The organism is Paracoccus fontiphilus, from assembly GCF_017356265.1.
Classification (GTDB): Bacteria; Pseudomonadota; Alphaproteobacteria; order Rhodobacterales; family Rhodobacteraceae; genus Paracoccus; species Paracoccus fontiphilus.
The window spans coordinates 21,825-34,354 of the sequence record NZ_JAFNAW010000024.1; the positions used below are offsets into that span (position 1 = coordinate 21,825).

Below are 12,530 nucleotides of genomic sequence, written 5' to 3' on the forward strand. Positions count from 1 at the left end.
CCTCGCCTCTCCCTCGTATCGTTCATTGGCCCGCGCGTCAGCCCGCAGGCACGGTGTCGGACGGCTCCGGCTCGACGCCCAGGGCGATCATCATCTCGGACAGGCGCAGGCGCAAGGCTTCGCTGAGCCCGTCCTTCTGCTGGATCTGGCGGATCAGGGTGATCGCGTCCTCGGTCCGGCCGGCGCCGATCAGGGCAATGGCCTTCTGTTCCAGCGCGAGCAGCTCGAAAGGCGCGCCAGTGCGCGACAGACGCGAGAGGATCTCGTCGCGCTGCGCCGGGTCCATGCCTTCGCCCTGCAGCATGACCAGCTTCAACTCGGCCAGGTCGTGCAGCACGGTGCCAGCCGCCTGATCGCTCGCGACATTGCGCAGCGCCTCGGCCGCGGCGTCGTTTCCGCCCTTGTCGGACCAGGCCGAGGCCGCCAGCATCGCAGCCAGCACGCGGCGCCCGTCCGCGCCCTGCGGATCGACCTGCGTGATCGCCGCCGGATCGCCGGAAGCCTCGGCCGCCAGGATCGCGTCGCCCCAGGCGCGCGCCTGCGCCTGATCCCGCGACTGGCTGTATTCGCGCCAGATCACGCCCGCGACGATGCCAAGGATCACAAGGCCTGCCACCCAGCCCCAGCGGCGGAACAGCCTGAACAGCCGTTCGCGGCGCAGGTCGTCGAAGACCTCGTCGATGAAATTGTCGTTCTGGTTGGCCATGGCCGCCTTCCGCAGTGTCTTGCGTCCCGTCTTATACCCGCATGGCGCGGAAAGCCAATGCCGCCCCGATCACAAGAAAAAAGCCCGGCGGGACGCACCGGCCGGGCCTGTCGTCGATGTCGCGGCGATCACATGCGCGAGGCGACGTTTTCCCAGTTCACCAGGTTGTTGAGGAAGTTTTCCAGGTATTTCGGACGCGCGTTGCGGAAGTCGATGTAGTAGCTGTGTTCCCACACGTCGCAGCCCAGCAGCGCCGTCTGGCCGTGGCAAAGCGGGTTCACGCCGTTTTCGGTCTTCGTGACTTCCAACTTGCCGTCAGCGTTCTTGACCAGCCAAACCCAGCCCGAGCCGAACTGGCCCACGCCGCCTTCGGTGAACTTCTTCTTGAAATCATCGACCGAGCCGAAGGATTCGGTGATCGCCTTTTCCAGTTCGGACGGCATCGCGCCGGGCTTCGGCGCCATCATTTCCCAGAACTGCGCGTGGTTCCAGTGCTGGCTGGCGTTGTTGAAGATGCCGTTCTGCGCGACCGCGCCCTTCTGGTAGGTGCCCTTGACGATGTCCTCCAGCGACTTGCCGTCCCATTCGGTGCCTGCGACCAGTTCGTTCAGCTTGTCGACATAGGCCTTGTGGTGCTTGTCGTGGTGGTATTCCAGCGTCTCCCTGGACATGCCGCCTTCGGCCAGTGCGTCATGCGCATAGGGAAGATCGGGAAGCGTGAAAGCCATTTTCTGTCCTTTCGTAAAGGGATTAACCTTGAGCCGGGCGCACAGTCCCGCATTCGCGGGATCAACGCAAGGGGTTCTGGCCGGGTTCCTGTCGGGCCAAGGCCGGGGGCTTCGCGCCCCCGGACCCCCGCGGGATATTTGCGCCAAGATGAACGTCAGCGCGGCGCTAGCCGGCTGCCGGGAATGGCGGCGTTTTCCAGGATCAGGCGCAGGTAATCCGCCGTGGATCGGAAGCCGATCAGCCGGAAGCCGCCGGGGACGCGCCACACCGCCGCCGCAGTCTGGGCAGCGCGCGAGCGGCGCAGGCCGTCGAACGGCAGGTCGTCCAGATCGACCGGCATCAGCTTGGCGATCACGTCGGCGGCATGGGGGCCGGTGACGTCAAAGACCGCGCGGGCGTCCGACACGTCCACGACAAGCGCGTGTTCGCCGGACAGGGCGTCGGTCAGCGTCGTCAGGGTGTCAGCCAGTTCCGCAACCGGCAGGACCAGCAGCAATTCGTCGGGCGACATCCAGCCCAGGCTGCGGCTGCCGTTGGTCACGATCCGGGTCACCCCGGGGATGGCAAGCCCGGCGGCTTCGGCAATGGCATCGCCCGTGCGCGACAGGTCGGCGCGGATCGCGATCATGCCCAAGCCTTCGATGCGGGCGATGGTTGCAAGCGCCTCAGCCATTCAGACGGGTTCCTTCCTTGTCGTAGAAGACCGGATCGACGATCCGCGCCTTCATCGCCTCTCCCCCCGGAATGGGGAAGTCCAGCACCTGCCCCATCCGCGCCGGGCCGTGCCGCACCAAACCCATCGCGATGGGGCGGTTCAGCGTGGGCGAGTGATAGGAGGAGGTGACGCGGCCCTGGGTCTTGCGCTGGCCGTTGGCGTTAACGCCGGGTTCCACCGCATAGGCTCCGTCGGGCAGCACCCGGCCATCCAGGCTTTCCAGCCCCACCAGCTGCCAGCGGCTGCCGTCCTTCATGAAGCTGCGGGCCTGCGCGCGCTTGCCGATGTAGTCGGGCTTCTTCTTCGAGATGGCCCAATGCAGCCCCAGATCCTGCGGGATCACTGTGCCGTCGGTTTCATCCCCGATCATGATGAAGCCCTTTTCGGCGCGCATGACGTGCATCGCCTCGGTCCCGTAGGGGGTGATGTTCAGGTCGCGACCGGTGTCGTGCAGCGTTTCCCACAGATCCAGCCCGCGGTTCGCGGGCACCGCGATCTCGTAGCTGAGTTCGCCCGAGAAGCTGATGCGATAGAGGCGCGCTGGAATGCCTGCCAGTTCGCCTTCGGCCCATTGCATGAAGGGCAGCGCCTCCTGCTTCAGGTCGATGGTGCCGGGCAGGCGTTGCAGCAATTCGCGCGCCCTTGGTCCGGCGACGGCGATCTGGGCGTATTGCTCGGTCAGGTTGGCGGTATAGACCTGCCAGTCCCACCATTCGCATTGCAGCCAATCCTCCATGTGGCCGTGGATGCGGTCGGCCCCGCCGGTGGTGGTGTGGCACAGCCAGGTGTCGGGCGACAGCCGCGCCACCACGCCGTCGTCCATCAGGAAGCCGTTCTCGTTGCACATCAGGCCGTATCGGCATTTGCCGACCGGCAGGGTGGACATCATGTTTGTGTACATCATGTCCAGGAACCGCCCGGCATCAGGCCCCTTCACGACGATCTTGCCCAGGGTCGAGGCGTCCAGCGTCCCCACCCCGCTGCGCACCGCCAGGATCTCGCGGTTCACGGCGGCATGGCGATCCTCGCCCGCGCGGGGATAGCTGTAGGGGCGGCGCCAATGGCCCACGGGTTCGAAGGAGGCGCCATTGCGCGCGTGCCAGTCGTGGATGGGCGTCTTGCGCAGGGGCTGGAACGCGTCGCCCTTGGCCTCGGCCGCGATGGTGCCAAGGGTCAGCGGCGTGTAGGGCGGGCGGAAGGTGGTGGTGCCGGTGGCCTCGAGCGGCTGGTTCAAGGCGTTCGACAGGACGGCAAGGCCGTTGATGTTGCTGTTCTTGCCCTGATCCGTCGCCATGCCCAGCGTCGTGTAGCGCTTGGCGTGTTCCACGCTGGCATAGCCTTCACGCGCGGCCAGTTCCACGTCGCTGACCTTCACGTCGTTCTGGAAATCCAGCCACATCTTGGCGCGCAGCTTGTAGGGCGCGTTGTGCGGCATGACCCAGACGGGCATCGTCGCGCCCTCGGCCCGCTCCAGGTCGCCCGCGCAGCGCAGGTCGCCATTGGCGGCCCCAAGCACGGTGACCATGGCCTTGCCGTCCGCGCCGAGCGGCGGGCGCGCGGGATCGGGGCGGAACATCGCCTCGGGCTCATCCCACGTCAGCCTGCCGCCGCAATGGCTGTAGAGATGGACGACCGGCGACCAGCCGCCCGACATGGCGACCACGTCGCAATCCAGGCTGCCGGTCACGCGGCCCGCGCCCGCCTGCTCGCACAGCGCCACGCCCTCGACATGGCGGCCGCCCTTGACCTTGGCGATCGCGGTGCCGGTCATCACCCGGATGCCCGCCGCGCGCGCCGCCTGCGGAAGATCGCCCTTGGCCCGCAGGCGGGCGTCGATCACGGCCACGACCTCCAGCCCCGCCCCGTGCGCGACAAGTGCCGTGCGATAAGCGTCGTCGTTGTTGGTGACGACCACGATCCGCTTGCCCGGCGCCACACCGTAGTCGGCGATGAAGTCGCGCACGGCCGATGCCAGCATGACCCCCGGCACGTCGTTGCAGGCGAAGGACAGCGGACGCTCCAGGGCGCCGGTGGCGGTGATCACATGGCCCGCACGGATGCGCCACAAGCGTTGCCGGGGAATGCCCTGGTTCAGGTCGTGATCGGCCAGGGCCTCGCGTGCCAGCAGGTAGCCGTGGTCGTAAAGCCCCGTCGCCATGGTGTTGCGGCGCAGGGTGACGTTGTCCCGCCCGCGCAGGTCTTCTAGCAGGGTGTCGATGGCGGCCTGCCCGCCGTCATGGTCGGTCGGCGTGCGCCCGCCCCAGTGGGGGTCCTGTTCCAGCACGATCACCCGGCCGCCCTTGTCGGCGGCATCCCGCGCCGCCGTCAGGCCGGCGATGCCGCCGCCGACCACCACCACCTCGGCAAAGGCATAGGCCTGTTCGTAGCGGTCGGGATCGGGATCGCTAGGGGCGCGGCCAAGGCCCGCGCTGCGGCGGATGATCGGCTCGAACAGGTGCTTCCAGAAGGGGCGCGGGTGGATGAAGGTCTTGTAGTAGAAGCCCGCAGGCAGCAGCGGCGACAGCCAGGTGTTGATCGCGCCGACATCCGCGTCCAGCGAGGGCCAGCAGTTCTGGCTGCGCAGCACCATCCCCGCCTCAAGCGCGGTGGTGCTGGCGCGCTGGTTGGGTTCGAACCGCCCGCCCTGGCCCAGGCCCAGCAGGGCGTTCGGCTCCTCGGCGCCGGAGGCGATGGGGCCGCGCGGGCGGTGGTACTTGAAGGACCGGCCCATCAGCATCTGGCCGTTGGCCAGCAGCGCGGATGCCAGCGTGTCGCCCTGCACCCCGCGCAGGTGGCGGCCGTCGAAGCGGAAGGCAAGCTGGAAGGCGCGGTCGATCAGGCGGCCGCCCTTGGGCAAACGGAAGGGGGGCGTATGGCTCATCCGACCACCGCCTCGGATGCCTGGGGCCAGTCGGGCACCCATTCGGGACGGGCCTGCCGCGCGTTCGCCACGATCTCGTCGGTCGCATGGGCCGTCTGGGCCTTGTAGGTGCCATAGACCTGCATGGTGTGGGTGTCGCGGGCGGCCAGGAACCACTTGCCGCAGCCATAGGCATGGCGCCAGCGTTCGAAATGCACGCCCTTGAGGTTCTTGCGGGCGAACAGATAGGCCTCGAATTCCTCGGCGGTGCCGTCGGGGCCGATGCGCTTCAGATGCGCCTCGCCTCCGGGGGAGAGTTCGGTTTCCTCGGCTTTGACGCCGCAATAGGGGCATAACAGGATCAGCATCGCGCTCTCGAACGGGAGGAAGGGACGAACGACGAAAACCACCCGGTCGGCAAGGCCGCGGGTGGTTCATGGGCGAAGGCCGGGGGCTGGCTGCCCCCGGTCCCCCGCGGAACTGTCAGCGATGCCCGCCAGCCATGGCCGGCGCGACGCGGGTCAGTTGGCCGGTGCCGGAGTGCCGGTCGTGGCGCCGGGCGCGGCGGGTTCGACATCGACAGCGTCATCGGTCGCCGGGTCGGTCGTGGTCGTTGCCGGGGCGGTCGATGTGGCCGGGGCGGTCGTGGCCGCGTCGCCGGTCGCGGTGGCGTCAGCCGCAGGATCGTCGCCGCCAGACATGAAGAAGAACAGCAGCGCCACCACAACGACGATGGCACCGATGATGATATACATGCGATTGCTGTTGGGTTCGGCCATTCTCGTCCCTTTCGGTTCAACATTCGATAACCGGACAATGAGGCCGGTGCCCCTTGGGTTCCCCGAAAATGGCGCGCGATTCCAGCCATGGCTAATGTGCCACACCCGCCGCGACGGATTCGTCGATGAAGCGCCCCTCGCGGAAGCGGTTCATCCCGAAGGCGGCCGCCAGCGGACCGGGCCGGCCCTGCGCCACCAGTTCCGCCATGGCCCAGCCCGACCCCGGAATGGCCTTGAAGCCGCCGGTGCCCCAGCCGCAGTTGACGAAGATGCCGCCCACCGGCGTGGCGGACAGGATGGGCGAGCGGTCGCCCGTCATATCCACGATCCCGCCCCATTGGCGCAGCATCTTCAGGCGCGAGATCATCGGAAAGGTCTCGATCAGGGCGCGGACGGTTTCCTCGATATGGTGCCAGGACCCGCGCTGCGTGAAGGCGTTGTAGCTGTCGGTCCCGCCGCCGATCACCATCTCGCCCTTGTCGGACTGGCTCATGTAGCCGTGGACGGTGTTGGCCATCACCACCACGTCCATGCAGGGCTTGATCGGCTCGCTGACCATGGCCTGCAGGGGGACGCTTTCGATGGGCAGGCGGAAGCCCGCCATCGCGGCCAGCTGCGACGAATGGCCCGCGACGACCAGGGCCAGCTTGTCGCAGCCGATGCGGCCCTTGGCGGTGTTGACGGCGCGGACCTGCCCGTTCTCGGTTTCGATCCCCGTGACCTCGCAGTTCTGGATGATGTGCATCCCCATGTCGCTGCACGCCCGCGCATAGCCCCAGGCGACCGCGTCATGCCGCGCCGTGCCGCCGCGCGCCTGATAAAGCCCGCCCAGGACCGGATAGCGCGGCCCGTCGATGTTGATGATCGGCACCAGTTGCTTGACGCGCCGGGCGTCGATCCACTCGGTCGCCACGCCCTGCAGGGTGTTGGCATGGACAGTGCGCCGGTAGCCGCGGACCTCGTGTTCGGTCTGGGCCAGCATGATCAGCCCGCGCGGGCTGAACATCACGTTGTAGTTCAGATCCTGCGACAGGGTTTCATAAAGCTTCAGCGCCTTGTCATAGATCGCGGCCGACGGGTCCTGCAGGTAGTTGGACCGGATGATGGTGGTGTTGCGACCCGTATTGCCGCCGCCCAGCCAGCCCTTCTCGATCACGGCGACATCGGTGATGCCGAAGTTCCGGCCCAGGTAATAGGCCGTGGCCAGCCCGTGCCCGCCCGCGCCGACGATCACCACCTTGTAGCGGTCGCGCGGTTCCGGGCTGGTCCAGGCGCGGTTCCAGCCCTGATGCTGACGCAGCGCCTCGCGCGCGATGGCAAAGACCGAGTAGCGGCGTGACGGCATGGAACCTCCGGTATGGCACAGGCGCAGCATGGCGCCCTGCCGCGGCAGGCTCAAGCCGGGTTGCGGCGCGATCACGCGGAAATGCGACAGGCTGCCGCTTTCCGCGCGCGGAAAACCGCCTTAGAAGCAGGACGAACGGAGAAAACGGCAATGTTCTGGATCATCTGCGCCGCCACGACCCTTATCGTCGGCCTTGCCATCATGGCGCCCCTGCTGCGGGCGCGCGGTTCCGCGGCGGAACCGGCGGCGGCCTTCGACCTGCGCGTCTATCGCGACCAGCTGCGCGAGGTCGAGCGCGACCTGGAGCGCGGCGTCATCGCCCCCGAGGACGCCGAGCGCCTGCGCACCGAGATCGGCCGCAAGGTGCTGGATGCCGACCGCCGCCTGTCGCAGGCCACGGCGGGCGGCGCGGGCGGGCGCGGGCTTCTGGCCCTGGCCGTGCTGGCGGTGCTGTTCGCGGGTGCCGCCGCCCTGTATCTGCGCGAAGGCCAGCCGGGGCGCGACGACCTGCCCATCGCCCGGCGCATCGCCGATGCCCAGCAGGCCTATGACAGCCGCCCCGGCCAGGCCGAGGCCGAGGCCCGCGCCCCGCGCCCCCAGGTGCCCCCGGTGCCCGAGGACTTCGAAGTGCTGATCGACCAGCTGCGCGAGGCGGTGGAAAAGAACCCCGACGACCCGCAGGGGCTTGCACTGCTTGCCACGAACGAGATGCGGGTGGGCAATCTCGCCGCGGCCCGCGCGGCCCAGCAGCGGCTGGTCGACCTGCGCGGCGAGGACGTGTCCCCCGACGAGCTGGTGCGCCTGTCGGCCCTGATGGTCGAGGCGGCGGGCGGCGTCATCACGCCCGAGGCCGAGGCGGTGCTGGCCCGCGCCCTGCAGGCCGATCCGGCCCATCCGCAGGCTCGCTATCTTCTGGGCATCCTGCAGCTTCAGAACGACCGCCCCGACCGCGCCTTCCCGATCTGGCGCCGGCTGCTGGAGGAAGGCCCCGACGACGCCCCCTGGATCGCGCCCATCCGCGCGGCCATCACCGACCTGGCCTGGCTGGCGGGCCATCCGGACTATGTGCCCCCCGCGCCCCTGCCCGGCCCCGACGCCGAGGCCATGGCCGCAGCCGAGGACATGGCCCCCGAGGAACGCCAGCAGATGATCGCGGGCATGGTCGCGCAGCTTGAAGCGCGGCTGGCCCAGCAGGGCGGCACGCCCGAGGAATGGGCGCGGCTGATTTCCTCGCTGGTGGTGATCGGCGACGCGGACCACGCCCGCGAGATCTGGGCCGAGGCGCAGGCGCGCTTTGCCAGCCAGCCCGAGGCGCTGGAAACCGTGCGGCAAGCCGCCGCCGAGGCAGGGCTTGCCGAATGATCCATCCCGAGATCGTCGATTTTGCCGCAAGCCTGCCCCCGGTGGGCGCCATCGCCGGACTGGATCTGGGCACCAAGACCATCGGCGTCGCGGTCAGCGACGGGCTGCGGCAGGTGGCATCCCCCCTGACCGTGATCCGGCGGCAGAAGTTCACGCTGGATGCGGCCGAACTGCTGGCGATCGCCAGGGATCGCGGGCTGGTGGGCCTGGTCCTGGGCCTGCCGCGCAACATGGACGGCAGCGAGGGCCCGCGCGCCCAATCGACCCGCGCCTTCGCCCGCAACCTTGAACGGCTGACGGATCTCTCCATCGGCTTCTGGGACGAGCGCCTGTCCACGGTCGCCGCCGAACGCGCCCTGCTGGAGGCCGACACCTCGCGCAAGCGCCGGGCCGAGGTCATCGACCAGGTGGCGGCGGGCTATATCCTGCAAGGCGCGCTGGACCGGCTGCGATATCTGCAATCATGATCGACAGCCCCTGCATCAAGGTCTGCGTGATCGACCCCGCGTCCGGGCTTTGCACCGGCTGCCTGCGGTCTTTGGACGAGATCGCCGCCTGGTCCGGCCTGTCGCCGGAAACCCGGCGCCGGATCATGGCCGATCTGCCCGCCCGCAGGCCGCGTCTCGGCTGACCCGCTTGCCGCATGAGGAGGCATCTGCGATAGAGTGCGCGACCCCGACCACGAGGCCGCCCATGACCTTCCGCGCCCGCCACCTGCTTGGCATCGACCACCTTTCCCCGCCCGAGATCGTCACGCTTCTGGATCTGGCCGAGGATTACGTCGCCCTGAACCGCCGCACGGTCAAGCACGCCGACGCGCTGGAGGGGATGACCCAGATCAACATGTTCTTCGAGAACTCGACCCGCACCCAGGCCAGCTTCGAACTGGCGGGCAAGCGCCTGGGCGCGGACGTGATGAACATGGCCGTCGCCCACAGCAGCGTGAAGAAGGGCGAGACGCTGATCGACACCGCCCTGACGCTGAACGCGATGCAGCCCGACCTGCTGGTGGTGCGCCATCCCCATTCGGGCGCGGTGAACCTGCTGGCAAGCAAGGTCAACTGCGCCGTCGTCAACGCGGGCGACGGGCGGCACGAGCATCCCACGCAGGCGCTGCTGGACGCGCTGACGATCCGGCGCGCCAAGGGGCGTCTGCACCGCCTGACGGTCGCCATCTGCGGCGACATCGCCAACAGCCGCGTGGCGCGGTCGAACCTTCTGCTGCTGGGCAAGATGGAAAACCGCCTGCGCCTGATCGGCCCCGCGACCCTGATGCCCGCAGGCGCGGGCGAGATGGGCGTCGAACTGTTCGAGGACATGCGCGAGGGCCTGAGGGGCGCCGACGTGGTGATGATGCTGCGGTTGCAGAAGGAACGCATGGACGGGGGCTTCATCCCGTCTGAACGCGAATATTTCCACCGCTTCGGTCTGGATGCCGAAAAGCTGGCCTGTGCCGCGCCCGATGCCATCGTCATGCATCCCGGCCCGATGAACCGGGGGGTCGAGATTGACGGCACCATCGCCGACGACATCAACCGCAGCGTGATCCAGGACCAGGTGGAAATGGGTGTGGCGGTGCGCATGGCGGCGCTGGACCTGCTGGCGCGGAACCTGCGCGCCGAACGCGGCCGCGCTGCGGCGGGGGTGATGGTATGACCGCGACGCTGTTCACAAACGCCCGCCTGATCGACCCCGAGGCGCAGACCGACGCCCCCGGCAGCCTGCTGGTCCGCGACGGCGTGATCGAGGGCATCGACACGGACGCCCCAGAGGGCGCCACCGTCATCGACTGCGGTGGCCGCGCCCTGGCGCCGGGGATCATCGACTGGGGCGTCAAGATCGGCGAGCCGGGCGAGCGGCACAAGGAATCCTTCCGCAGCGCCGGTCTGGCGGCGGCGGCAGGCGGCGTGACCACCATCGTCGCCCGGCCCGACACAATGCCGCCCATCGACACGCCCGAGTCGCTGGAGTTCGTGACACGCCGCGCAGCCGACGCGCCCGTGAACATCCGCCACATGGCCGCGCTGACCAAGGCCCGCGACGGGCGCGAGATGGTCGAGATCGGCTTCCTGACCGACGCGGGCGCGGTGGCCTTCACCGACGGCGTGCGGCAGGTGGCCGATACGCGGCTTCTCAGCCGCTGCATGACCTATGCGCGCGGCGTCGGTGCGTTGATCGTGGGGCACCCGCAGGACGCGGGCCTGTCGCGCGGGGCGGCGGCCACCAGCGGCAAGTTTGCCTCGATCTATGGAATACCCGCCGTATCGCCCATGGCCGAGGTGATCGGGCTGGACCGCGACCTGGCGCTGGCGGCGATGAGCGGCTGCCGCTGGCACGCCGACCAGATCACCACCGCCCGCGCCCTGCCCGCCCTGAAGCGCGCGCGGGACGCGGGGCTGGACGTGACGGCGGGGATCTCGATCCACCACCTGACGCTGAACGAATACGACGTGGGCGATTACCGCACCTTCTTCCGCTTCACGCCGCCCCTGCGGTCCGAGGACGACCGGCTGGCGATGGTGCAGGCGGTGGCGGACGGCACCATCGACGTGATCGCCAGCTTCCACACCCCGCAGGACGAGGAATCCAAGCGCCTGCCCTTCGAGGCCGCCGCCCCCGGCGCCGTGGGCCTGCAAACGCTGCTGCCTGCCGCGATGCGGCTGTATCACGGCGGCGGGCTGACCCTGCCGCAACTGTGGCGGGCGATGTCGCTGAACCCGGCGAAACGGCTGGGCCTGCCGGGCGGCCGGCTGTCCGTGGGCGCGCCTGCCGATCTGGTGCTGTTCGACCCGGATGCGCCCTTCGTGCTGGACCGCTTCACGCTGCTGTCGAAATCGAAGAACACCCCCTTCGACGGCGCGCGGATGGAGGGCCGGGTGATCGGCACCTGGGTCGGCGGACACCGCGTCTTCGGAGAACAGGCATGATCGCGCTTTGGGCCGTCTTCGGCTATCTTCTCGGCTCGATCCCCTTCGGGCTGGTGATCGCCCGCGCCCTGGGCCTGGGCGACCTGCGCAAGATCGGGTCGGGCAATATCGGCGCGACCAACGTGCTGCGGACCGGCAACAAGCCCGCCGCGCTGGCGACGCTTCTGCTGGATTCGGGCAAGGGCGCCATTGCCGTGCTGGTTGCCCGGCATCTGGGCGGCGAGACGGCGGCGATGCTGGCGGGGGGCGCGGCCTTCCTGGGACACTGCTTCCCGGCCTGGCTGGGCTTCAAGGGCGGCAAGGGGGTCGCGACCTTCTTGGGCACGCTCATTGCGCTGCACTGGCCGCTGGGCCTGATCGCCTGCGCGACCTGGCTGCTGACGGCAGCCGTCAGCCGCATCAGCAGCCTGTCGGCCCTGCTGGCGGCGGCGCTGTCGCCGGTCTTCGCCTGGGGACTGGGGCGGCCTGACCTGATCGCCGTCAGCCTGTTCATGGCGGTGCTGATCTTTGTCCGCCACCGCCCGAACATCGCCCGCCTGCGGGACGGGACCGAGCCTCGGATCGGGAAGAAGGGTTAGCGCTCGGCGACCAGCGTCCGGCCGACGGGGCGCGCGGGCCGGGCCGGGGCGGGTTCGGGCTGCGGGTCCGACACCACCTCGCGCAGCGAGGGCTGGTTGAAGACACGGACAGCGGCCGGGGCGGTCACGGTCGATCCCGCCATGCGGCGCAGCGCATCGGCCCCGCGCCGCGCCGAAATCGCCAACGAGATCAGCGCAAGGCAGGCCCCCGACATCAGGATCAGGGTGACGATCCCCAGCAGCCCCACGAAGATCGGCAGCGGGGGCAAGCCTTCGGTCTGGCCCACCTGGGCGAGAATGGCCCCGATCAGGGCCACCACACCCACCGCGAAGACCGCACCCACGATCCGTTGCACCCATACCATCACGTCGCCCTTCATCGCCCGCCCCCTTTCGCGTTTGCCTTGCCCTGCCACCGGCGGGGCCGCGTTGCAAGACGGGCCGGAACCGCGGGCCTTCATATTATCGTGCATCCGGTGGCCCGCCGAACCGGAGGTGGAATGCGCCAGGGGCTTGCCATGCGGCCCGT

General features: G+C 69.1%; 14 protein-coding genes. 6 read left to right on the forward strand and 8 right to left on the reverse strand.

The window, feature by feature from the left end:
- Positions 1-37: 37 nt before the first annotated feature.
- From J0F76_RS10310 to J0F76_RS10340, 7 genes are all read right to left on the reverse strand, one after another.
- Positions 38-706 carry a tetratricopeptide repeat protein gene (locus J0F76_RS10310; protein ID WP_207468837.1) on the reverse strand — a complete coding sequence of 223 codons (669 nt, stop codon included), beginning with the start codon at positions 704-706 and terminating at the stop codon, positions 38-40.
- Positions 707-834: 128 nt separating this feature from the next.
- Positions 835-1,434, reverse strand: a complete 600-nt coding sequence (locus J0F76_RS10315) for a superoxide dismutase (RefSeq protein ID WP_207468839.1) — start codon at positions 1,432-1,434, stop codon at positions 835-837.
- Positions 1,435-1,589: 155 nt separating this feature from the next.
- A complete protein-coding gene (locus tag J0F76_RS10320) occupies positions 1,590-2,108 on the reverse strand; it encodes a sarcosine oxidase subunit gamma (protein ID WP_207468843.1) in 519 nt (172 codons plus the stop codon).
- The gene (locus J0F76_RS10325; RefSeq protein WP_207468850.1) at positions 2,101-5,031 is read right to left on the reverse strand and encodes a sarcosine oxidase subunit alpha family protein; all 2,931 of its coding nucleotides are present in this window, start codon (positions 5,029-5,031) and stop codon (positions 2,101-2,103) included. Before J0F76_RS10325 ends, J0F76_RS10320 begins: the two co-directional genes overlap by 8 nt.
- Entirely contained in the window at positions 5,028-5,378 is a 351-nt protein-coding gene (locus tag J0F76_RS10330) for a sarcosine oxidase subunit delta (RefSeq protein ID WP_207468852.1), read from the reverse strand. Before J0F76_RS10330 ends, J0F76_RS10325 begins: the two co-directional genes overlap by 4 nt.
- A gap of 153 nt (positions 5,379-5,531) precedes the next feature.
- Positions 5,532-5,789, reverse strand: a complete 258-nt coding sequence (locus J0F76_RS10335) for a hypothetical protein (RefSeq protein WP_207468854.1) — start codon at positions 5,787-5,789, stop codon at positions 5,532-5,534.
- Positions 5,790-5,880: 91 nt separating this feature from the next.
- Complete coding sequence (locus J0F76_RS10340; RefSeq protein WP_207468925.1) at positions 5,881-7,134, reverse strand: sarcosine oxidase subunit beta family protein; 1,254 nt, start codon at positions 7,132-7,134, stop codon at positions 5,881-5,883.
- Positions 7,135-7,284: 150 nt separating this feature from the next.
- On the opposite strand from J0F76_RS10340, the gene ccmI reads away from it, so the two are divergent.
- The 6 genes from ccmI (at position 7,285) to plsY (ending at position 12,001) form a co-directional block, all read left to right on the forward strand.
- A complete protein-coding gene (ccmI, locus tag J0F76_RS10345) occupies positions 7,285-8,496 on the forward strand; it encodes a c-type cytochrome biogenesis protein CcmI (RefSeq protein WP_207468861.1) in 1,212 nt (403 codons plus the stop codon).
- Positions 8,493-8,963, forward strand: coding sequence for a Holliday junction resolvase RuvX (gene ruvX, locus J0F76_RS10350; RefSeq protein ID WP_207468863.1), 471 nt, complete (start codon positions 8,493-8,495; stop codon positions 8,961-8,963). Before ccmI ends, ruvX begins: the two co-directional genes overlap by 4 nt.
- On the forward strand, positions 8,960-9,127 hold the full coding sequence (locus J0F76_RS10355; RefSeq protein ID WP_207468865.1) for a DUF1289 domain-containing protein: 168 nt from the start codon (positions 8,960-8,962) through the stop codon (positions 9,125-9,127). Before ruvX ends, J0F76_RS10355 begins: the two co-directional genes overlap by 4 nt.
- A gap of 62 nt (positions 9,128-9,189) precedes the next feature.
- Positions 9,190-10,152, forward strand: a complete 963-nt coding sequence (locus J0F76_RS10360) for an aspartate carbamoyltransferase catalytic subunit (RefSeq protein ID WP_207468868.1) — start codon at positions 9,190-9,192, stop codon at positions 10,150-10,152.
- The gene (pyrC, locus tag J0F76_RS10365; RefSeq protein ID WP_207468871.1) at positions 10,149-11,423 is read left to right on the forward strand and encodes a dihydroorotase; all 1,275 of its coding nucleotides are present in this window, start codon (positions 10,149-10,151) and stop codon (positions 11,421-11,423) included. Before J0F76_RS10360 ends, pyrC begins: the two co-directional genes overlap by 4 nt.
- Entirely contained in the window at positions 11,420-12,001 is a 582-nt protein-coding gene (gene plsY, locus J0F76_RS10370; RefSeq protein ID WP_207468874.1) for a glycerol-3-phosphate 1-O-acyltransferase PlsY, read from the forward strand. Before pyrC ends, plsY begins: the two co-directional genes overlap by 4 nt.
- Here the strand turns inward: plsY and J0F76_RS10375 are convergent.
- The gene (locus J0F76_RS10375) at positions 11,998-12,381 is read right to left on the reverse strand and encodes a hypothetical protein (RefSeq protein WP_207468876.1); all 384 of its coding nucleotides are present in this window, start codon (positions 12,379-12,381) and stop codon (positions 11,998-12,000) included. The two genes, plsY and J0F76_RS10375, sit on opposite strands and share 4 nt — an antisense overlap.
- Between the last annotated feature and the right edge of the window lie 149 nt (positions 12,382-12,530).

Coding starts and splice junctions, on each gene's coding strand:
- J0F76_RS10335 (WP_207468854.1), bottom strand. CDS start 5,789: ATGGCCGAACCCAACAGCAATCGCATGTATATCATCATCGGTGCCATC.
- J0F76_RS10375 (WP_207468876.1), bottom strand. CDS start 12,381: ATGAAGGGCGACGTGATGGTATGGGTGCAACGGATCGTGGGTGCGGTC.
- ccmI (WP_207468861.1), top strand. CDS start 7,285: ATGTTCTGGATCATCTGCGCCGCCACGACCCTTATCGTCGGCCTTGCC.
- J0F76_RS10355 (WP_207468865.1), top strand. CDS start 8,960: ATGATCGACAGCCCCTGCATCAAGGTCTGCGTGATCGACCCCGCGTCC.
- J0F76_RS10330 (WP_207468852.1), bottom strand. CDS start 5,378: ATGCTGATCCTGTTATGCCCCTATTGCGGCGTCAAAGCCGAGGAAACC.
- pyrC (WP_207468871.1), top strand. CDS start 10,149: ATGACCGCGACGCTGTTCACAAACGCCCGCCTGATCGACCCCGAGGCG.
- J0F76_RS10325 (WP_207468850.1), bottom strand. CDS start 5,031: ATGAGCCATACGCCCCCCTTCCGTTTGCCCAAGGGCGGCCGCCTGATC.
- J0F76_RS10340 (WP_207468925.1), bottom strand. CDS start 7,134: ATGCCGTCACGCCGCTACTCGGTCTTTGCCATCGCGCGCGAGGCGCTG.
- J0F76_RS10315 (WP_207468839.1), bottom strand. CDS start 1,434: ATGGCTTTCACGCTTCCCGATCTTCCCTATGCGCATGACGCACTGGCC.
- plsY (WP_207468874.1), top strand. CDS start 11,420: ATGATCGCGCTTTGGGCCGTCTTCGGCTATCTTCTCGGCTCGATCCCC.
- ruvX (WP_207468863.1), top strand. CDS start 8,493: ATGATCCATCCCGAGATCGTCGATTTTGCCGCAAGCCTGCCCCCGGTG.
- J0F76_RS10320 (WP_207468843.1), bottom strand. CDS start 2,108: ATGGCTGAGGCGCTTGCAACCATCGCCCGCATCGAAGGCTTGGGCATG.
- J0F76_RS10310 (WP_207468837.1), bottom strand. CDS start 706: ATGGCCAACCAGAACGACAATTTCATCGACGAGGTCTTCGACGACCTG.
- J0F76_RS10360 (WP_207468868.1), top strand. CDS start 9,190: ATGACCTTCCGCGCCCGCCACCTGCTTGGCATCGACCACCTTTCCCCG.